The organism is Denitrovibrio acetiphilus DSM 12809 (genome assembly GCF_000025725.1).
Taxonomy (GTDB): domain Bacteria; phylum Chrysiogenota; class Deferribacteres; order Deferribacterales; family Geovibrionaceae; genus Denitrovibrio; species Denitrovibrio acetiphilus.
In genome coordinates this window covers 2,990,170-3,010,470 of record NC_013943.1, presented here as the reverse complement: position 1 = coordinate 3,010,470, position 20,301 = coordinate 2,990,170, and the positions used below count along the sequence as shown (strand labels likewise).

The following is a 20,301-nucleotide window of genomic DNA, read 5'->3' as shown; positions in this document are numbered from 1 at the left end:
GAGGGTGTAACTATTTAGTGGATGGAGCGCAAAGGTGATATAATAATTAATTGCGAATATACATATTTGTAAAAACGGTGCTCGAAATTCAGTTGGAGTTTATGCAAGGAGAAACGAAGTTTATGAATAATAAAGTAGAGATTTATAAATCCGGTGATACATCTGAAATCAGAGTGCAGTTTGATGATAATACAGTCTGGCTCAATCGGGAACAGTTGTCTGATCTATTTGGACGCGATAGAACAGTTATCTCTCGCCACATCAATAATATTTTCAAAGAAGATGAATTGGATAAAAATGTGGTATGTGCAGATTTTGCACACACCACTCAGCACGGAGCAATAGCGGGAAAAACGCAATCTAAGACAGTTGAGTATTATAATTTGGATGTTATTATTTCAATAGGTTATCGGGTAAAGTCGCAACAAGGTGTTCAATTTCGCCAATGGGCAACTCAAAGATTGAGAGATTATCTGGTGCAGGGGTATGCAATCAACGAACAGCGTTTGGCTCAGAAGCAGCAGGAGGTTGAATATCTGAAAACCGGTATCCGTATTCTGGGTAGAGCTATAGAAGACAGAATGGATAATGATAATGAAAATCTCTTGTCCATATTTGCCAACGGGCTCACTCTTTTGGATGATTATGATCATGAAACATTGGACTGCAAAGGCAATACGCTAAAAGAAGTTATCTATCCACAGGAAGATGATTATCTGCAAATTATTAGGGAAATGTATTCCGGTTTTGAGAGCGATGTGTTTGCGAAACCTAAAGACGATAGTTTTACCAGTTCTATCGGCCAAATTGCACAGACTTTTGACGGAGTGGATATGTATCCATCAATGGAGGAAAAGGCGGCGAATCTGCTCTATTTTATTGTGAAGAATCATTCTTTTGTCGATGGCAACAAGCGTATTGCAGCAGCGTGTTTTGTTTACTTTCTCAATAAGAATCACGAATTACTGTCTGAAAGTGGAGAGCAAATTATAAGTAATGAGGCGTTAGCCGCATTGACGTTGTTTATCGCAACAAGTAAATCTGACGAATCAGCTACAGTTAAGCGACTGATTGTCAGTATCCTTAATCGTGCAAAGAAATGAAAAAGAGCGACAGGAGTAATCAGGCCTCTCAAGCACAATTATCTGGAGTCTGGAGCGTAAAGGTGAATTTCCTTCAAGGGTTTCCTCTGTATGGGAGTAGTATCGGGTGGAGGCATTCTGAGATTATGGAATAGATGAAGTCAAGATGAGCAATTAATCACAACTTTACGGTGTTAAATATAAGTTATATTTCCAATAATCTGCAATAGTTGACATGATTGACAGGATGGAGGTATGCTTTGCGTGTGTAAGGTGCACGGATTTTTAGCGATGCTATTGTAATTAGCTTACAATTTATTTTCAATATCAAAGGAGTGTAACAAGGTGATGTCTATAAATTTTGATGTAGTGATAGATTCTCCAGACCAATCTGTCGATATGAAAGCAGGTCTTGATACATTGCAGGGTGTTTCAGATGCCACACGCTCCATAGCAGAATTTTTACTGAATGAGAGAGTAGTTCAAAGACGTTCACATAAAAGTCAAGTAAGAACAAATCTCAAGAAAACGTTCAAAGGCTCTTATGGACATATCTTTAGTTTAGACATCTATGATGTTGATCTCAAAAGAAAGTTCAATCAAATAGGCAAAGATACATTCGCAGAATTAATGATGTTTTATATTTGTGAGTCTCTTTATCTTGAAACAAATAAATTATCTGAAAAGGCAGAGAAAATATTAGAAAAACTTGGAGACAATTCAGAAGACTTAATTAAGCAGTTACGTGTCTCTTGCTTAGAAAATATCCACGAAATATCCACGAAATTTTATCATAAAGTAACAGTTAATCTCAGGAAAAGCCGTGACAACAGAAGAGCCATTGCTGAGTTCAATGAAAGTACAGCAATGGCGCTACAAGCTACTGCTGCTGATGAGAAATATGATATAGAAGCTGGTGTTACACGTTTTAATATTTTTACAGGTAATGGTCGTTTGATGGTAAAGGATACTACCGAAACAGTTGCATTTGGTTTAGAGGAAAATTACTCAAAAATCGAAATCGAATTTAAAAAACAGATTTCTGAAAATTTAAGTAAGAATAATGTATTAGATCTCGAGAAATGGAGCTATCTGAAATTTAAAGTTCAACCTTTGAAATTGCAAGATGGTAAAGTGGTAAAATATATAATCACTGGTTTCTATAATGGTAAATAGATACGTAATTGCAGCAATTATTTCAACTGTAATAGTTGTCTTGTCGTATATCTATCATTTTTATTATCTTCTTAAGTATAGTCTTTCAAATGATACGGCTGCATGGGCTCAATTTAGTGATTATGTTGGAGGATTGTTAAATCCTGTTTTGAGTTTTATTGCTCTTGTATTGTTAATCAAGTCTTTAACGCTTCAAAACGAAGCTAACAAATCACTAAAGGAAGAGTTGAGAAATAACGAGCAGACCGAGAAATTAAGAATGTTTGAAACACAGTTTTTTAATATGCTTAATTCTCAGAGTATGGCACTTGATTCTTTTAAAATTGAAGTAAAAGAAAACGGTGACAATGTAATTAAAAAAGGCGTTGAGGCTATATGTCATTTTGCAGTTCAATTGGAGCCTGTCATATTAACTGTGTAAAGTCGTAATTCTGTCTTCATAGTTGATATATAGCTGTGAGTATATTACACCCCAATCCCTGATTGGCATAGTCCATTTCTTTTCGATACCTAAAATAGCTAAATATAAGAGCTTTACAAGGGAGTCTTCCGTCGGGAAGGCTCCCTTTCCTTTAGTCGATTTCCTGATGGCAGAATGGAAGCTCTCAACCGGATTCGTGGTATAAATCAGTTTCCTGAGCTCCTTGGAATATTTGAAATACGTAGAAAGCTCAGTCCAGTTGTTCCGCCATGATTTCGAGATGTTAGGATATTTGCTGTCCCACTTCTCAGCAAAGGCATCCAGCTCAGCTCTGGCTTGTTCCTCGGTCGCTGCGGCATAGATTTTCTTGAGGTCAGCAGCCACAGTCTTACGCTCCTTCCAGGGCACAAAGCGGAGAGAGTTGCGTATCTGATGGACTACGCATTTCTGAATCTCAGACTGTGGAAAAGCGGCTGTTATAGCTTCTGAGATGCCCTTGAGGTTGTCTACGGCAAAGATAAGAATATCCTGTACTCCACGGTTCTTTAGCTCGTTCATAACTGTCAGCCAGTATTTAGCGGATTCTGTCTCGGCAAGATATAGCCCCAGACAGGATTTATGACCTTCCATGCTGATGCCGATCACAAAGTAGATAGTGACGTTGCGAACAGCTCCGTCCACACGCATCTTTAAAACCATGCCGTCCATAAAGACGATGGCGTATATCTCTTCCAAGGCTCTGTTCTGCCATTCTTTAGCCTGTGGGAGAATCTTGTCTGTAATAACGCTGACTGTCTCCGGCGATAGCTCATGACCGTAGATATCAAAGATGTGCTCTTTGATGTCACGGTTACTCATACCCTTGGCATACATGGAAATTACTTTAGCTTCAATGCCTGATATATCTGTCTGGCGTTTCTTGACTATTTCAGGCGAAAAGGTTGATAGGCGATCACGGGGTACTTCGAGTTCCATTTCGCCCATTTGTGATTGTACTTTCTTGGAAGAACGACCGTTACGGCTGTTGCCGTCACTTACGTTCGGTTCATGTTTCTTATAGCCTAAATGGGCTTCAAGCTCACCTTCGTAGAGCGTTTCTATGACTTCTTTCATCATGTCACGCATAAACACCTGAAGGTCTTCTGTGGTTTTTACATCGCTTTCAGCAAGCAGTTCTTTCAGTTTGTCCTTGTCTAATTTCATCATAAACCTCGCATGTTAGTTTAACACATACGACGTTTACACACTTTTATTTACACGCTCTTCAAGACCCCTCTGATTTGCAGGTTAATTGACCCCCTCTCTCCTTAATTTTTGTTTACGTCATCTTCCTTTTTAAATCAACTTTTTTCTGGATTTAATTTTTCTATAGCTCTCACCCTCAATGACAACTCTGTATGCATTATGCACCAACCTGTCGAGTGCCGAGTTTGCGAGAATCGGGTCATGGAATAGTTCCAGCCATTCATCCGTATCCCTGTTGCTTGTGATCACAGTAGATGCTCTCCCGTACCTTTCCACAACAATCTCATAGAAGTCAGTAGACTGTTGTTCATTCAATGCCTTCAGTCCGAAGTCATCTATAATAAGCATATCGGGAGTAATAAATCCAAGCAGAGCCTTCTCATAGGAGTAGTCAGCTCTGGACTGCTGCAGTCTTTTAAAAAGTTTCTCTGCTCTGACCATCAGGACTTTTTTACCTCTTCGCACAGCAGCGTGGGCCAATGCATTTGCCAGATATGTTTTACCAACACCGACAGGTCCGCACAGCATCACGTTATCTTTTTCCTCAATAAAATTCAGACCGAACAGTCCTTTGATCATTTCTCTGTCTACCTGCACCGGAGCGTCGAAGTCATATCTCTCCAGTGTCTCAAAGGGGTTAATACCAGCTTTTTTCATTTGATTATCCACCTGGTTATGAAGACGCCTGTCCACTTCATCCTGCATTACCAACTCAAGAAACTCTGCATATGTCAGGTGCTGCTGTTTGGCATAAGCCATCCGTTCCGGTAAAGTAGCCAGTATTCCCGACAGCCTTAGTTTTTTTACTGTCTGTTTCAGTTCATTTGATAGTGTCATCGTGACCTCCTTCGTAGAAATAGTTTTTATTGCGTGTAAATTTAGCGGGTTTCAGCACTTTACAGGAAGATTTTTCTACCTCATTATTCTGCATAGAGAGCTCAATTATATTTACTACTCTGTACACATTGATGAGGTCGAAGCTTACTGCCCGCTGACATGCCTGCTCCATACGACCATGACCATATTTATCAGCATCCCGGATGAGTTTCTGAGCCTGCCTTAGATTCTGCCATGGGAAGTCACCGGATAGCAGACGCTCCATAAATTCTCCGCAGTAGAAACCTACTTCTTTAGCCTTATAAATATGATATTCACAGCTCTTCATGGTGTATCCACGTTTCTCTTCAGGATAGTCACTGGTGTCTGTTGAGCGTTTACCTTTTTTCATACGACTATGCACCTTTATCTGCTGCTCTTTGTGGTAAATGCGAACCAGCTTGCTGTCCAGCCTTACAGAAACCTCTTTGCCTATGTATACAGTGGGGACAGAATAAAGAGCGCTTTGAATACGGATATGATGGTCTGGATGCACTTTGCAGGTTCCCCAGAAAGGTACATCGTAACGCTCCTGTTCCAGAGGGAGCAGATTCGCCTGCTCTTCCATATCAAATACAATGCGGGGATGCTTTTTAGTTGTGCCATGTATACGCATGCCGGAGACAGTTCTGCACCAGGCATCTGCTGCTTCCTGTGCATGGGAAAGGCTCCTGAATGTCTCTCCTTTAAAGAAGTTATCTCTGACATATGATACATTTCTTTCAACTTTAGGCTTGTCTTTCGGAGCAACTGCCCTTGCAGGGTCTATGATAAATCCACGGTAACAAGCATACTCATAAAAGTAGCGGTTGAACTGCGCATCATAACGGTCTGCCTTATCTATGGCTGTCTTCATGTTGTCGACAATCACTTTCGCAGGAACACCGCCGAAGAATTCCCAGGCTGATTCCAGACCGGTGATTACTTCCTGGAATTTCATGCTATGGCAAAGGTGAACATACTGATAGCGGCTGTAAGGCAAAGTCACTATCAATGCATGGACCACACGCCTTCTGTCTGTCTCAGGGTCATATAAAAGCCCCAGACGACCGAAATCAACCTCTGCGTATTCGCCTGGAGCAGTTTCAGGCATGCGGACTGTGTTGTGCTTAAAGAAACCAAGATCTTCATGAAGGTAGCGGCGCAGTGTGTCATAGCTTACAGAAACACCATGACGCTTAAGAAGAGAATGAATCTTGGTCATAGTGAGGCGCTCTTCACTCAGCCAGTGTTCCAGTTTCTCTTTGTATGGAATAAGAACTTTACGGCACTCACTGACTGGGCGAGAACCGTCTCCGTATACTTTGCGGTAGACACCGTATGCGATCTCCTCCAGTGGTGGCTCACTGTCACTTTCGAAACCCAAAGTGACAGCCAGTTCTATGTATTTCCTGATGGTGTTTCTAGACATCTTGCGAGCCTTGGCGATCGTCTTAAAGCCGTCGCCATGCTTTCTGCGTCGTAGAATATCCAGGATGTCGTGCATGTGGTACTCCTTTCGCATTCAATTTCTCCATAGTTATTTTCTATGGAGGCATTATACAAAGGAGAGATTTTTACAAAACTTTTTACAAAAGCTGACACCACAGAGGGGTCAATTGAATTGCAAATATGGGGGGTCAATTCAGCTGCAAATATTTGCCGCCAGGGGGGTCAATTGAACTGCAAAATCACACTATAATTGAGATAGAAGAAGAAATAGAAATTTTTAGAGGTAGAGAAGCCAGTAATGAAAAAATAATTGAGCTACTAAATAATATCGATGCGAATGATCAGATATTTAGTGCTACTAGAAGATTTTACATAATGGTCAAAATGGTTTCAGATAAATTAAGTGACGAGAATGGTTTTTCTGAAAACGATAGGAGCTCTCACCTCTTTACTTTAATTAATTTTACAGATTTTTCCCTCTTGAGACTAATAATGATGAGCATGCAGTTTATGAGCTATCAATCAACTGAATACTTAAAAAACGATAATGAGTTTAACTCTGTCTTACAAGAGGTTGGAATTAACTGTGATCTTTATTAGTTCAAACTAGAGTTAAAGCAATTGAGTGTTGCGGATTGATTAATGTGTTGTGGTTATAGAAATTATTGGATCAAAAGGAATTAAAAATGACAAGAATATTGGAAAAATTCTTATACAAGTAAGAGAATGGTAGACCTAAGGAATCTCTGGTGAATTATCGCTTGTTTTATGACCTTAAGCTGGCGGCCGCTCTGAGCATTTATTATGTTTAATGACGTTGCATAATCGTATAAATTACGGCTGGTGGCATCATTTGGTAACAATTGCTAAGGACTGTTTTGTACAGAAAATGGATGCTGGATTGCCTGCCCCTATAGAAAAACTGAGAGCTGAAGTGGCCGGAGAGCTATTTCAGCTTACAAACGGGTTGTCGGTTTAGTTCAGGATAGGGTACAATTCGGGGTATCACTTAATTATCTAATTACTAAGCATATGATAGATAGTGTGTGTATTGCTAAATGGGCTCTTTACGGGGTTCCTCTTTTTTATTGTGTATAATACATTTTGATAAGGGAGGATAGGTTTTCAAGAAATCTATTTTCTTTACACTGCCACACCGTAGATATAGTATGTCAGCAATTATATACGTCAGGTGCGTCCATGAAAAAAATAATAATTATTAAAGCTGATTCTACCTTCGAACAGATCATACAAAAACATGGTGACTTTGATCAGTGGGTTGCTGATGAGCTGTCCATTAACAGTGACGCTGTAAAGTCTGTAGATGTCAGAAACGGTGAAAAACTGCCGGATCCGTCTGATATCCTCGGTGCTATTATGACCGGTGCCCATAGTATGGTGACAGAAAAGCAGGACTGGAGTGAAAAGACAGCCAAGTGGATAAAGCGTGCCGTTGACAGCGGTACACCGTTTTTTGGTATATGCTACGGGCATCAGCTTCTTGCTTATGCCATGGGCGGTGTCGTGGACTATAATGAAAAAGGGATGGAGATAGGCACTGTAAAAGTTGGATTTAAACCGGAAAGGTATGACGATCCTGTCTTTAACGAAATGCCTGATGAAATATCCGCCCACTCAATACACTCGCAATCAGTGATGAAACTCCCCTCAGACTCTGTGCGCCTTGCAGGTAATCAGCACGAAAAAAACCACGTTTTCCGCATAGGTGAATGTGCATGGGGAGTGCAGTTTCACCCTGAATTTGATGCGGACATAATGCGGGCATATATAAAAATGTATTCAGCTGATCTTGCCGAAGACGGAATAGACGCAGAAGTTCTGAATGATGCTGTGGAGGAAACTCCTAAGGCTTCGTATCTGCTTAAAAGATTTGCAGAGTTTTGTACCAACAGGTGAATCTCATCATAATTTATCAACTCCGTCTTGGTTACAAAAACAGATAGGTGGCGTAGCCTGCAACCATTGCCATGGCAAAGATGACTGCTACAAAAGCCGATAAAAGTTTCAGTGTGAACAGAGAGCGCAGCAGAATCAGCTCAGTCAGGCTGGCTCCGGCACTACCGATGATCAGCGCCAATACCGTTCCTGCGCCCACTCCTTTAGCCGTCAGCGCCGCTGCCAGAGGTATGACAGCTTCAGCACGAATATATAGCGGTACGCCAATTACTGCGGCAACCGGAATGGCAAAAGGATTATCCGAACCGGCATACCTTTCCAACAGTTCGGTAGGCATGTAGCCATAGATTACGCTGCCAATCGCAATGCCTATGAGTAGATATGGAAGTACGTCTACGAAATCCGACCAGGTTTCTCGCCATAAACCGTAGTACTTTCCTCTTTTAGCAACTGAAGTTTGTGAGCCGCAGCAACTGCTTTCACAGCAGGAAACAGTGGGTGCTGAGTCTTTTGATGCGCTGTGTCCGGCGGTCTCGTGTATGTCTGTCTGAATGACATGACGTTCGAAGCCAAGTGTGTGCAGCAGCCATCCGGCACTAACTGAAACCACTAAAGCCGCAAGCGTGTAAGTAGCAGTAAGGGTTAATCCAAAGGTGGCAGCAAGCAGAGCAACAATTATAGGGTTTAGCAGCGGAGATGCGAAAAGGAATACCATCATCGGTCCAAAACCGGCACGTGCACGAATTAAGCCTTTCAGCATTGGGATGGTGGAGCAGCTGCAAAAGGGTGTGACAGCTCCAAGTCCAGCGGCGAGAAGGTAGCCTAGGCTACCGTTAGAGCTAAGCAAGGCTTCCACTCTGGAGGGTGGGATATGACGCTGAAGAAGTCCTACCAGCAAACTGATACCAATGAATAAAACAGATAACTCGACAGCTAAAAAGGCGAACATGTCTAAAGTGCTTTGCAGGTGAGGTGTCATTTAAGCTCCTATACTTCTAGATATATCAAAACATATAGAACAACATAATTTCGCAGGTTGAATCTGTCAACTATATTTTTGGTGTTTTATAAGCCGGAAGTTTTGGATATGCTGGATTTGTTCAGGCGGAGCTGCAGCATGTTTCGCATTGAGATATTGTAGCGGTTGGACAGGAGCAGATAGTGTTTTTGCCACGCTTTTTGGCACAATACAGGAACTTGTCCGCCTCTGCGATCACCTTCTCAAATGTGTCTATTTTGCTTTCGCTGTCAACTTCTATCACGCCCATGCTGAGTGTGATTCCGATGCTTTCTTTGCTGTTCTTTGAAAACCTGAGAGAAGTTATTTTTTCTTTGATTTTTTCCGCTACGGTCACTGCATTATCAAGAGTGGTGTAAGGAAGAATAACAGCAAATTCGTCTCCGCCGAAACGACCTGTTATGTCGGATTTGCGCACTGATGAAGCAAGAGTCTTGCCCACACCTTTGAGCACAGTATCCCCCTGCCCGTGTCCGTATATGTCATTAATATTTTTAAAGTCATCTATGTCGAAGAGGATAAAAGAGAAATGACCTTCGCTGGAGCGGCGGTTGCGCAGAAACTCCATTTCAAGAAGTTCAATCAGAGAACGCCTGTTATATATCCTTGTCAGGTAGTCATATCTGGATATTTTCAGCATGACACGAAAGAAGCGCACCATTTCAAAGAAACGCACGAGAGAGAATACAGAATAAATCAGAAAGGCTGTGAGCAGGAAGTTGATTATTTTGTCTGTCTGGTAAAACTGATATTTGTATCCGATGCGGTGAATAACATTAAGTGCGTCAATCTTCACGGCAACCCAGAAGAGCACAGCGCCGGCAGCAAGCGCAAGTATACTGTCGCGCACAAGGGCTTTTTTCATGGAACGGACAAGGTTTAGTGTGGACTTGCTTAGTTCATCTGTCATGATATATATGTATATTTGTATATCAACAATGCGGGAAACATGCAAATGAATATCGTGGGAACTGCATGGCTTAAAATAATATTGCCTTATTCGATACTTGCTGGCAGAATTAATCCATGGGAAAAACAATGCTGTCAGGAAGGATAATCAGCCTTCAGGTTAAAATATCTATTCTTATCTTTATCATTATGATGGTTTTCAGTTTTGCTATAGGACAGAAGATGAATTCCAATGTTAAGCAGGAAGCCTATCAGATCACTTCTAAATACATAGAGTCCATTCCATATCTTGTAAACAGTGCTATGTATAATTTTATGCTGAATGGCGACAGGCAGTCCATCAAAAGGCTGGTGCTTCAGCTTCAGAACGACAGCAACATAATGGGAGTGCATATTTTCAATAAAAACTGGAAGCTTACCGAAGCTCTGCCGGAACTGCTTAATAAATATGATAAGAAATATATACAAACCATAGTGGATAATAAGGTCGAAGATGGATTCAGAGAAAATGTCTTTGACGGTAAGCATGTAGTCTCTTTTTATTCGTCGATAGTGAACTCTCCGGAATGCCGTATCTGTCACCTGAAAAGTGAAGGTGAAATACTTGGTTACATAAACATAAACATAGACCTGACGTACCTTTCAGACATATTAGGGCAGGATGCTGCTAATGTGCGCGAGATTCTTATGGTTTCCAGCGTGGGGCTCTTTCTTATAGTTGTGGTACTGGTGAAGATCCTTGTTACAAGACCTTTGCACAGGCTTGAGAAATCTATGCAGGAGGTTGCGAATAACAACCTTGAGGTTCGTATGGATGTTGTGAGCGAGGATGAGTTCGGACGGATGTCACGGCTATTTAACTATATGGTTTATTCCCTGAGAAAGTCTTTCAGCACTATAAGCAGTATGCATAAAAATATGATGCACAATGACAGGCTGATGACCATCGGGACGCTAACGGCAGCGGTTAGCCATGAGATAAAAAATCCCCTGAACTCTATAATGCTTCACGCTGATATTCTTGTCAGGAAAAACTCAGAAAATAAGGACTACTGCGAGAAAATTCTGTCGGATGCCGAGCGAATAAAAGATATCATTGATAACACGTTGAATTTCTCCCGTCTTGATGACGAACAAAAGATAGAAGAGGTAAACCTTAACAGCTTTATGGCAAATGTGCGCTTATACGCTGAAAGAACGATTCTTAAATGGACAGACATTCCTCTCACTATGGACGTTCAGGAAGAGCTTGGAAGCATAACAGCTAACCCTGTGCATCTGGAGCAGATTATACTTAACCTGATAAGGAATGCAGTGGAAGCTGTTGAGGATTCAGAAAGTCCGATGCTGTGGGTACGTGCCGGCAGAGAAGGGAGAAATGTTGTCATTCATGTTGCTGATAACGGCAGAGGTATACCGGAGCAGGTGCAGAAGATGATATTTAACGAATTCTACACCACGAAGGCTACCGGTACAGGAATAGGTTTATATATTGTGAGAGAGCTTGTTCAGAATTATAATGGTACAATAGACTTTAAGACTGACCCACGAACAGGAACTTCCTTTATCATTACTCTTCCGGTTAATTAATCTATTTTGTTCCAGTATGCCTGAACTTTTTTAAATCTAGCGGAACTTTTTTCTTTACACTGTGAACTGGTTTGTATTATATTACATGTCCGGCTAGATTGTTTTCATAACAGCCGGAAGAACCAATGTTTACAACTAACATAACATAAAGGAGCGTTATATGGGAAAGAACCTTTTCAACAAGGTTTGGGAAAAACACGCAGTTCGTGTGCTCCCCAACGGACAGACCCAGCTTTTTATCGGTATGCACCTCATTCACGAGGTTACAAGCCCGCAGGCATTCGCCATGCTGAAAGATCTTGGTATAAAGGTAGCATTCCCCGAAAGGACTTTCGCTACTGTTGATCATATCATCCCCACTGATGACAGGTCGAGACCATATGCTGATCCGCTGGCGGAAGAGATGATGCAGGCGATAGAGAAGAATACAAAAGAGAACGGTATAACCTTTTTCAGCCCTGAGACAGAGAAACAGGGGGTTGTTCATATTGTCGGCCCTGAGCAGGGGCTCACACAGCCGGGGACAACTGTTGCCTGCGGTGACTCACACACAGCGACACACGGTGCTTTTGGTGCTGTTGCATTTGGTATTGGCACATCACAGGTTCGTGACGTGCTTGCCACTCAGACGATGTCTATTGCTCCTTTCAAGGTGAAACGTGTGGAAGTGAACGGTAAGCTTAAGCCAGGTGTATATGCAAAAGACGTTATCCTTTACATAATAAGCAAGCTCGGTGTGAGCGGTGGTGTCGGCTATGCATATGAATTTGCAGGGGACGTTATAGACAATATGAGCATGGAAGGCAGAATGACTGTCTGCAACATGGCTATCGAAGGGGGCGCCCGTGTTGGTTACATTAACCCTGACGAGACAACCTTTGAATACATAAAAGGAAAGCCTTACGCCCCGAAAGATAACTGGGACGAAATGGTCGAGTACTGGAAGTCTGTGGCATCTGATGCAGACGCAGATTATGACGACATAGTTAAGTTTGACGGAGCGGACATCGAGCCTATGATCACATGGGGGATAAACCCTGAGCAGACTATAAAGATTACAGAGAAGATACCTTCTCCGAAAAATGATGTTATGCAGGAAGCCCTTGATTACACAGGTTTTGCCGGCGGCGAAATGATGAAAGGGAAAAAAGTTGACGTCGTTTTTATTGGAAGCTGTACAAACGGGCGTATAGAAGATTTTCGTGAGGCAGCTAAGTATGTGAAAGGGCATAACGTTGCAGCAGGAGTGAGAGCCCTTGCTGTCCCTGGTTCTTTTGGTGTACGTGACCAGGCTGTGGCGGAAGGTCTTGATAAAATATTTACAGAAGCCGGCTTTGAGTGGAGAGAGCCGGGCTGTTCAATGTGTCTCGCTATGAATCCTGACAAGCTTGTAGGCAGGGAGATATCTGCATCCACATCAAACAGAAACTTCAAAGGTCGTCAGGGCTCGTCAACAGGCAGAACGCTGCTTCTGTCCCCTGTGATGGCTGTTGCTGCTGCCGTAACAGGCGAAATCAGCGACTGTAGAGAAGTTTTTGAGATCGGAGGTTAATCATGGCTCTTGGTAAAATTGAAAAAGTTACAGGGAACGCAGTACCTGTACCCGGTGACGACATAGATACCGACAGGATTATTCCTGCACGTTTTCTGAAATGTGTGACATTTGACGCTCTCGGCGAACAGCTCTTTTATGATGTGCGCTTTGACGAAGACGGTAAGCCCCTTAATTTCCCTATCGACAGACCTCAGTATAAAGGGGCTAATATTATCGTAAGTGGAAATAACTTTGGTTGCGGTTCTTCCCGTGAGCACGCGCCTCAGTCTATAAAAAAGGCGGGCTTTGATGCTATCATCGCCGGAAGCTATGCAGAGATATTTTTCGGAAACTGCACAACACTTGGTATTGTCTGTGCTGAAGCGTCGGATGATATTCGTGGGGAACTGATGAGAGAAATCGAAGCTAACCCTTCTGAAAAGATGGAGCTTGATGTCGCTGAAAGTTCCGTAAGTTTCAACGGTAAAAGCTATAAGGTTAATATCAAACCAAACGCTCAGGCGGCTTTTCTCGCGGGAACTTATGATTCGCTTGCAGAGCTTCTAAACGGTATGAAATCAGTAAAAAAGCTTGAGAGTGAGCTTAAATATTCATTTTCTGCATAAAGATAGAATGTCATGACGGGGAGCAGGGTTGTGGAACTATTTTTCACGGTTCCGGTTTTGTCTCTCCGTTGTGGCAACTTATTGTTTTCCCGACCTTTTTTGTATAGAATGGAAAAATAACTCTATCGAATATCGCAATAATGCCTGCATAATTCATTGTTCTTTCTAACAAACTCCTTGAAATCACTTCTGATTATATATAGGATGTACGGGTAAAAAAATATAATCAACTGAATAGAGGTAATCATGCCGGATTTTCTTCTGGAGATAGGAAGCGAAGAGATACCCGCTGGTTTTATAGGCAGCGCGTGTGAGTATCTTAAAAATGACTTTACTAAACGCTTTACCGATGCAGGTATAGGTTTTAACGATATCGAATCGGACGGAACCCCCCGGAGGTTCTATGTCAGTATAAAGGGGCTCGCTGAAAAACAGGAAGACCGCGAAGATACGATTATGGGACCGCCTGCCGCCGTTGCTTTTGACGCAGACGGCAACCTGACAAAAGCGGGACTCGGTTTTGTAAAATCAAAAGGACTTTCCGAGGACTCACTGACAAAGGCAGAGACCGAAAGAGGTATTTATCTTTCCGGTGTTAAAAAGACAAAAGGTGTGCCCACCCGTGATTTTATAGAAGGCATACTCATAGATGTGATAAAGAGTATCCCGTTCCGCAAGTCTATGCACTGGGGGGATAAAACATTCCGCTACGCAAGACCTGTCCACTGGTTTCTGGCTCTTTTCGGTGGTGATGTTATCAGTTTTGACATTGACGGCATTAAAAGCGGCAATAAAACCATGGGGCACAGAATCCACGCCAACGAATATTTCGAAGTGAAGGATTTTGACGACTATAAGGCTAAACTGAAAGAAGCAAGAGTCATTTCAAGCACAGAGGAACGCATCAGTCAGGTTCGGGAGCAGGTTGCAGAGATAGAAAAGGAGACCGGCTATAAGGTGGACCTTGACGAAGACCTTCTGGAAACTGTTGCAGGGCTTGTTGAATACCCTGTCGCTCTCATGGGCGAGTTTGAAGAAAGATATCTCGATATACCCGCAGAAGTCCTGATCACCTCTATGAAAAATCACCAGAAATATTTTTATGTGACCGATAAAGACGGCAATCTTGTAAATAAATTTATCGGTGTTTCAAATACCGTGCCCAACGACCCGCAGCTTGTTAAAACCGGTTATGCAAGAGTGCTTCGTGCCAGACTTGCTGATGCGGAATTTTTCTGGGCTAACGACCGTAAATATCCACTTGAAAACCGTGTGGAAGAGCTGAAAAAGGTCGTTTATCAGGAAAAAATCGGGACTTCTTATGAAAAAATGGAACGCTTCAGAAAGCTCGCAGTCTTCTTTTCAGAAAACCTGAACCCATCAGCGAAAACTGATACTGAAAGGGCTGCAACACTCTGCAAAGCTGACCTCCTGAGTGAAATGGTCTATGAATTTCCTGAGCTTCAGGGGATTATGGGACACAGGTATGCAAAGCTTCAAGGCGAAAACGACGTTGTTGCACAGGCTATAGAAGAACACTATCTTCCGCGTTTTGCGGGGGATGATCTGCCGGAAAGCGATACAGGTGCTTTTATATCCATGGCTGATAAGCTGGATACTATCTGCGGCTGTTTCGCAATAAATCTTATCCCTACAGGAAATCAGGACCCCTATGCTCTCAGAAGGGGAGCCATAGGTATACTGTCCACTATAAAAGCCAAAGGATACCGTATAGGGCTTAAAGAGATGATTGGTGAGAGTGCAGACCTTCTGTCCGGCTACATCTCATTTGATAAAGAAAAGACTGTCGAACTTGTTTATGACTTTATAATACAGCGCTACCGCCAGATACTTGCAGGGGAAGGCATTCCTGCTGACTGTGTTGAGGCGGCTTGCGAGATATCGGATGATATCATAACCATAGAGGCTGCTGCAAAAGCTCTGAGCGAATCCAAGCAGACAAAAGAGTTTGCAAGCATCGCAGCAGGCTATAAACGTATCAATAACATTCTTAAAAAGAGCGGGCATACATCTGAAAATTATGACGAGGCGCTTTTTGAGGATGATTACGAGAGGGAACTGGCTAAGCTTATCGCAGATAAGGCTGACCAGATTAATAGAGAGGTGAGTGAAGAGAACTTCACGATGGCGATGACCCAGCTGCTCACTTTCAGCGCACCTGTAGATAACTTTTTTGAAAATGTCATGGTAATGGCGAAAGATGAAAAAATACGTCTAAACAGGTTAAGTTTGCTTAATAAACTGAAAAGTGTCTTCAACATGCTGGGAGACCTGACTAAAATAATTTAAAACTTGGGGGTTATCCTTATGGGCGCCAAATGGGTGTATTTCTTTGGCAAAGACCGCACGGAAGGTGACGGTAAGAACAAAAATCTTCTCGGGGGCAAGGGAGCAGGACTTGCAGAGATGACAAGTATAGGTATACCTGTCCCTCCAGGCTTCACCATAACAACTGAAGCCTGTATCGAGTTCTACAAAAATGACAAAAAGTATCCCGAAGGTCTTTGGGATCAGGCAAAAGCAGCTCTTGCCACTCTTGAAGAGGCTATGGGCAAAAAGTTCGGGGATATCGAAAATCCTCTTCTTGTTTCAGTGCGTTCCGGCGCAAGGGTTTCCATGCCGGGGATGATGGACACTATCCTAAACCTCGGTCTGACTGACGAAACAGTTAAAGGGCTTGAGAAGTCTTCCGGAAACGCAAGGTTTGCTTACGACAGCTACAGACGTTTCATCCAGATGTTTTCTGATGTTGTTCTCGGCATCCCTCATCACAAATTCGAACACATTCTTTCTGATATGAAAAAAGCAAAAAATGTTGACGAAGATACAAAGCTTTCTCCTGAGGATATGAAAGACCTCGCTGCTAAATACAAAGACCTCGTTTCAAGAGAACTGGGTACTCCGTTCCCGCAGGATCCAATGCTCCAGCTTGAGTATGCTGTTAACGCTGTGTTCGATTCATGGAACAATCAGAGGGCGAAAACATACAGAAAAATCAATAAAATGTCCGACGACTGGGGAACAGCTGTAAATGTTCAGTCAATGGTTTTCGGCAATATGGGTGACGACTGTGGTACTGGCGTAGCCTTTACCAGAGACCCTTCAACCGGCGAGAAAGTCTTCTTTGGCGAATATCTTGTAAATGCTCAAGGTGAAGATGTTGTGGCGGGTATCAGAACGCCCGAACCAATTGCAAGGCTTGAAAAGGACATGCCGGAGAGCTTCAAACAGCTCGAAGAAGTTTATCAGAAGCTTGAAAAACACTACAAAGATGTTCAGGATATTGAATTTACTATAGAGAAAGGCGTTCTTTATATGCTGCAGACCAGAACAGGTAAACGTACAGCAAAAGCAGCAGTGAAAATTGCTTATGACATGTTCGCAGAAGGGCTTATAGATAAGAAGACAGCGGTTCTTCGTGTTGAGCCGAACCAGATAGACCAGCTTCTGCATCCCATGATAGATACATCTATCACTTACGATATACTGGCAAAAGGTCTTCCTGCATCACCAGGTGCTGCTGTAGGGAAAGCTGTTTTCTGTGCTGAAGACGCAGAAGCCGCTGCTGTGGTAGGTGAAGCTGTTATACTTGTGCGTGCCGAGACATCTCCAGAGGATATCGGCGGTATGCATGCAGCGAAAGGTATTCTGACTGCTACAGGCGGTATGACAAGCCACGCTGCTGTGGTTGCAAGAGGTATGGGTAAGTGCTGTGTTGCAGGATGCGGTGCTATAAAGATTGATGAAAAAGCTAAGAAATTCTCTGTGGGTTCCAAAACAATTAACGAAGGCGATATTATCACTATTAACGGTTCCACAGGAGAGGTTATAAACGGTGCTGCGAAGCTTATAGAGCCAGAGCTTTCCGGAGAATTCGCAGAGATACTGAACTGGGCGGACGAGTTCAGAACACTCGGTGTCCGCGCCAATGCAGATACTCCTGCTGATGCCAGAATAGCAAGGGATTTTGGATCAGAAGGGATAGGACTTTGCCGTACTGAACACATGTTTTTTGACGGCGACCGTATTGATGCTGTACGTGAGATGATTCTCGCGGAAAACGAAGACGGGCGCAGAAGAGCACTCAAAAAGATCAAACCCTATCAGAAAGAAGATTTTATAGGGCTTTTCGAAGCTATGGACGGTCTCCCTGTTACAGTCAGACTCCTTGACCCGCCGCTGCATGAGTTCATCCCTCACACAGACGAGGAAGTGAAACGTGTTGCTGATGGCTCCGGCCTTTCTGTTGAGCAGCTTAAGGCAAAGGCTGTTGAGCTTCATGAGTTCAACCCTATGCTCGGTCACAGAGGGTGCCGTCTGGGTGTGACATACCCTGAGGTTTATGAAATGCAGGTTTATGCCATTATGGAAGCTGCGTGTGAACTTAAAAAAGCAGGAAAGGATGTTCAGCCTGAAATCATGATACCGCTTGTTGGGCATGTGAAAGAGCTGAAAGAGTTGGAAGAAATGACAAGAGCTGTTGCCTCAGAAGTGATAGCGGCGGCAGGTGTTGAGCTGGAATATCTCGTGGGGACAATGATTGAACTCCCACGTGCTGCTCTAACAGCGGACGAAGTCGCTGAGTGTGCAGAATTTTTCTCTTTTGGTACAAATGACCTTACTCAGACAACTCTCGGACTTAGCCGTGATGACTCCGGTAAGTTTCTCCCTCTGTATATAGAAAAGGGTATATATAAAGAGGATCCATTTGTTTCCATAGACGAGTCCGGTGTCGGGCAGCTTGTGGAGATGGGTGTTCAGAAAGGGCGTTCCACACGTCCGGGGCTGAAAACAGGTATTTGCGGTGAACACGGCGGTGATCCTGCATCTATCTTTTTCTGCCAGAAAGCAGGGCTGAACTACGTAAGCTGTTCGCCTTTCAGGGTGCCTGTAGCAAGACTTGCTGCGGCGCACGCTGCATTAAAAGCATAAATAAATACATCCGGGCGTACATTGTGCGCCCTTTTTTAACTTTTTTGTGAGTTCGGAGTGTGTCAATATGAGCTCAGTTGCAGAAGATCTGTATCAGCTGATGGAGGAGACTCTCGGCTGTAAACTTTTTGGTATGCATGTTATGCACGGAGATCGGGCTGTACTGGAATACGGTACGCAGGGAGAATGTGCGCAGGAGCTGGACATCCCGGGCAGCTGTTTCAGGATAAAGATATTCCCTGAGCATGAAATAACTCCGAATGAAAAAGAGATTGAACATATCAGGAAGATATTTAACATATTTTCCGGGATTTATTCCGATGCCGCAGGGCGTGCCTTTTGTGGTGCTGAGATACTTGAGACTATCACAAGTAAAAAAGCAATCGACGAGGTTATGCGCCAGCTTATAAATGTTCTGGTGACAAGGGGCGGCTTCTGCCGTGCAGGCATAATGTTTCTGAATGAGGCTCTGCTGGAACTTCGAGGTGTTATTTACGCTGATGGTGCCGGGAAAATATCTCCAAACGGCTTTAAGAATGTTAAGCTGACATTTGAAACTAAAAATGATCTTTCGGACATAATGTTTTATGATCGGACAGATATAGTGAAGGCAGACAAAAATAACGGGCTCGAAAGCATTAAAGAATATTTCTGCAGCGAAGTGATGGTTACGGGACTTGGTATAGGCGACAGGCCTATAGGTATACTTCTCGCCTGCAAAGATCACTATAGTGAAAGTGATAAAGAGGCTCTGCTTCTCTATGGAAATATATGTTCTCTGTCGATAGAGTTCTCCCGTACTGTAAAACAGCTTGAGCTGACTATGGCTGACCTAAGCCACCTGAGAAAGACTGCTATGAATGCAGAAAATCTTGTTAAGATGGGCAGGCTTTCGGCAACAGTTGCCCACGAACTTAAGAATCCACTGGTGGCAATCGGCGGATTCACCAAAAGAATGGAGCAGACAGCGGTTAACCCGCAGACAAAAAACTATATAAAAATAGTTCAGCTGGAGGTTCACAGGCTGGAGCGTATCGTAGGAGATATCCTGATGTACTCCCGGAGAGTTGATCTGGAAATCAGTGAATTTTCCCTTAGTTCGCTTGTCTCGGAAGTGATAGAGTTTGTACGTGGATGCCTCTGCTTCAGCATCATAGAAGTCACTGTCAGAGTTAATCCGGAGCTTAAAGTGCATGCAGACAGAGATAGGCTAAGGCAGGTGCTTATGAACCTTATCTCAAACAGTGTTCAGGAGATGACAGAAGGGGGCGAACTGACAGTTGAGGCGTCAGAGAGCGAACGCCACGTTACTTTATCTGTTACTGATACAGGTGAAGGGATTCCTGTCGATAAACGTGAGAAAATATTTGAACCGTTCTACACTCTGAAGAAGACCGGGACGGGGCTTGGTCTGCCTCTATGCAAAAAGATTATGGCAGCTCACGGAGGAGATATTGTTGTTGGTGATTCAGGTACAGGTGCAGGTGCAGTGTTTACACTGATACTGCCTAAAAGAGGATAAA

16 protein-coding genes are annotated in these 20,301 nt (G+C 43.1%); 11 read left to right on the top strand and 5 right to left on the bottom strand.

Annotation, left to right across the window (positions count from 1 at the left end):
• Positions 1–122 precede the first annotated feature (122 nt).
• The 3 genes from DACET_RS14265 to DACET_RS14255 all read left to right on the top strand — a co-directional run bounded on the left by DACET_RS14265 (position 123) and on the right by DACET_RS14255 (position 2,679).
• On the top strand, positions 123–1,103 hold the full coding sequence (locus tag DACET_RS14265; protein ID WP_013012063.1) for a virulence RhuM family protein/type II toxin-antitoxin system death-on-curing family toxin: 981 nt from the start codon (positions 123–125) through the stop codon (positions 1,101–1,103).
• 327 nt (positions 1,104–1,430) lie between these two features.
• Positions 1,431–2,258, top strand: a complete 828-nt coding sequence (locus DACET_RS14260; RefSeq protein ID WP_013012062.1) for a hypothetical protein — start codon at positions 1,431–1,433, stop codon at positions 2,256–2,258.
• Positions 2,248–2,679 carry a hypothetical protein gene (locus DACET_RS14255; RefSeq protein ID WP_013012061.1) on the top strand — a complete coding sequence of 144 codons (432 nt, stop codon included), beginning with the start codon at positions 2,248–2,250 and terminating at the stop codon, positions 2,677–2,679. Before DACET_RS14260 ends, DACET_RS14255 begins: the two co-directional genes overlap by 11 nt.
• Here the strand turns inward: DACET_RS14255 and DACET_RS14250 are convergent.
• The 3 genes from DACET_RS14250 to istA form a co-directional block, all read right to left on the bottom strand.
• Positions 2,668–3,882 (bottom strand): IS256 family transposase, encoded by a 1,215-nt coding sequence (locus DACET_RS14250; protein ID WP_013009968.1) that lies wholly within the window; start codon positions 3,880–3,882, stop codon positions 2,668–2,670. The two genes, DACET_RS14255 and DACET_RS14250, sit on opposite strands and share 12 nt — an antisense overlap.
• Positions 3,883–4,014: 132 nt before the next feature.
• A complete protein-coding gene (istB, locus tag DACET_RS14245; protein WP_013009614.1) occupies positions 4,015–4,761 on the bottom strand; it encodes an IS21-like element helper ATPase IstB in 747 nt (248 codons plus the stop codon).
• Positions 4,745–6,286 (bottom strand): IS21 family transposase, encoded by a 1,542-nt coding sequence (gene istA / locus DACET_RS14240; protein WP_013009613.1) that lies wholly within the window; start codon positions 6,284–6,286, stop codon positions 4,745–4,747. Before istA ends, istB begins: the two co-directional genes overlap by 17 nt.
• A gap of 125 nt (positions 6,287–6,411) precedes the next feature.
• Here istA and DACET_RS14235 point away from each other — a divergent pair, with 125 nt between their 5' ends.
• Both DACET_RS14235 and DACET_RS14230 read left to right on the top strand, forming a co-directional pair.
• Positions 6,412–6,831, top strand: coding sequence for a hypothetical protein (locus tag DACET_RS14235; protein WP_013012060.1), 420 nt, complete (start codon positions 6,412–6,414; stop codon positions 6,829–6,831).
• Positions 6,832–7,431: 600 nt separating this feature from the next.
• Positions 7,432–8,148 carry a glutamine amidotransferase gene (locus tag DACET_RS14230; protein WP_013012059.1) on the top strand — a complete coding sequence of 239 codons (717 nt, stop codon included), beginning with the start codon at positions 7,432–7,434 and terminating at the stop codon, positions 8,146–8,148.
• 31 nt (positions 8,149–8,179) lie between these two features.
• Here DACET_RS14230 and DACET_RS14225 read toward each other — a convergent pair whose 3' ends face one another.
• A complete protein-coding gene (locus DACET_RS14225; protein WP_013012058.1) occupies positions 8,180–9,127 on the bottom strand; it encodes a permease in 948 nt (315 codons plus the stop codon).
• A gap of 121 nt (positions 9,128–9,248) precedes the next feature.
• Positions 9,249–10,076, bottom strand: coding sequence for a GGDEF domain-containing protein (locus DACET_RS15810; protein ID WP_013012057.1), 828 nt, complete (start codon positions 10,074–10,076; stop codon positions 9,249–9,251).
• A gap of 116 nt (positions 10,077–10,192) precedes the next feature.
• On the opposite strand from DACET_RS15810, the gene DACET_RS14215 reads away from it, so the two are divergent.
• The 6 genes from DACET_RS14215 (at position 10,193) to DACET_RS15805 (ending at position 20,300) form a co-directional block, all read left to right on the top strand.
• Positions 10,193–11,665, top strand: a complete 1,473-nt coding sequence (locus DACET_RS14215; RefSeq protein ID WP_041230009.1) for a sensor histidine kinase — start codon at positions 10,193–10,195, stop codon at positions 11,663–11,665.
• Between the two features lie 160 nt (positions 11,666–11,825).
• Positions 11,826–13,217 (top strand): 3-isopropylmalate dehydratase large subunit, encoded by a 1,392-nt coding sequence (gene leuC, locus DACET_RS14210; protein ID WP_013012055.1) that lies wholly within the window; start codon positions 11,826–11,828, stop codon positions 13,215–13,217.
• Positions 13,218–13,219: 2 nt separating this feature from the next.
• Positions 13,220–13,825: a 3-isopropylmalate dehydratase small subunit gene (gene leuD / locus DACET_RS14205; protein WP_013012054.1), complete on the top strand. Its 606-nt coding sequence runs from the start codon at positions 13,220–13,222 to the stop codon at positions 13,823–13,825.
• 246 nt (positions 13,826–14,071) lie between these two features.
• A complete protein-coding gene (gene glyS, locus DACET_RS14200) occupies positions 14,072–16,135 on the top strand; it encodes a glycine--tRNA ligase subunit beta (protein WP_013012053.1) in 2,064 nt (687 codons plus the stop codon).
• Positions 16,136–16,153: 18 nt separating this feature from the next.
• Complete coding sequence (ppdK, locus tag DACET_RS14195) at positions 16,154–18,778, top strand: pyruvate, phosphate dikinase (protein WP_013012052.1); 2,625 nt, start codon at positions 16,154–16,156, stop codon at positions 18,776–18,778.
• Between the two features lie 67 nt (positions 18,779–18,845).
• The gene (locus DACET_RS15805; protein ID WP_013012051.1) at positions 18,846–20,300 is read left to right on the top strand and encodes a sensor histidine kinase; all 1,455 of its coding nucleotides are present in this window, start codon (positions 18,846–18,848) and stop codon (positions 20,298–20,300) included.
• Position 20,301: the final 1 nt, after the last annotated feature.

Excerpts from the sequence above, each read along its gene's own strand:
- leuD (WP_013012054.1), top strand. The coding sequence starts at position 13,220 with ATGGCTCTTGGTAAAATTGAAAAAGTTACAGGGAACGCAGTACCTGTA.
- istB (WP_013009614.1), bottom strand. The coding sequence starts at position 4,761 with ATGACACTATCAAATGAACTGAAACAGACAGTAAAAAAACTAAGGCTG.
- leuC (WP_013012055.1), top strand. The coding sequence starts at position 11,826 with ATGGGAAAGAACCTTTTCAACAAGGTTTGGGAAAAACACGCAGTTCGT.
- DACET_RS14250 (WP_013009968.1), bottom strand. The coding sequence starts at position 3,882 with ATGAAATTAGACAAGGACAAACTGAAAGAACTGCTTGCTGAAAGCGAT.
- DACET_RS14260 (WP_013012062.1), top strand. The coding sequence starts at position 1,431 with ATGTCTATAAATTTTGATGTAGTGATAGATTCTCCAGACCAATCTGTC.
- DACET_RS14230 (WP_013012059.1), top strand. The coding sequence starts at position 7,432 with ATGAAAAAAATAATAATTATTAAAGCTGATTCTACCTTCGAACAGATC.
- glyS (WP_013012053.1), top strand. The coding sequence starts at position 14,072 with ATGCCGGATTTTCTTCTGGAGATAGGAAGCGAAGAGATACCCGCTGGT.
- DACET_RS14235 (WP_013012060.1), top strand. The coding sequence starts at position 6,412 with ATGGGGGGTCAATTCAGCTGCAAATATTTGCCGCCAGGGGGGTCAATT.
- DACET_RS14225 (WP_013012058.1), bottom strand. The coding sequence starts at position 9,127 with ATGACACCTCACCTGCAAAGCACTTTAGACATGTTCGCCTTTTTAGCT.
- DACET_RS14265 (WP_013012063.1), top strand. The coding sequence starts at position 123 with ATGAATAATAAAGTAGAGATTTATAAATCCGGTGATACATCTGAAATC.
- DACET_RS14215 (WP_041230009.1), top strand. The coding sequence starts at position 10,193 with ATGGGAAAAACAATGCTGTCAGGAAGGATAATCAGCCTTCAGGTTAAA.
- ppdK (WP_013012052.1), top strand. The coding sequence starts at position 16,154 with ATGGGCGCCAAATGGGTGTATTTCTTTGGCAAAGACCGCACGGAAGGT.
- DACET_RS15810 (WP_013012057.1), bottom strand. The coding sequence starts at position 10,076 with ATGACAGATGAACTAAGCAAGTCCACACTAAACCTTGTCCGTTCCATG.
- DACET_RS14255 (WP_013012061.1), top strand. The coding sequence starts at position 2,248 with ATGGTAAATAGATACGTAATTGCAGCAATTATTTCAACTGTAATAGTT.
- istA (WP_013009613.1), bottom strand. The coding sequence starts at position 6,286 with ATGCACGACATCCTGGATATTCTACGACGCAGAAAGCATGGCGACGGC.
- DACET_RS15805 (WP_013012051.1), top strand. The coding sequence starts at position 18,846 with ATGAGCTCAGTTGCAGAAGATCTGTATCAGCTGATGGAGGAGACTCTC.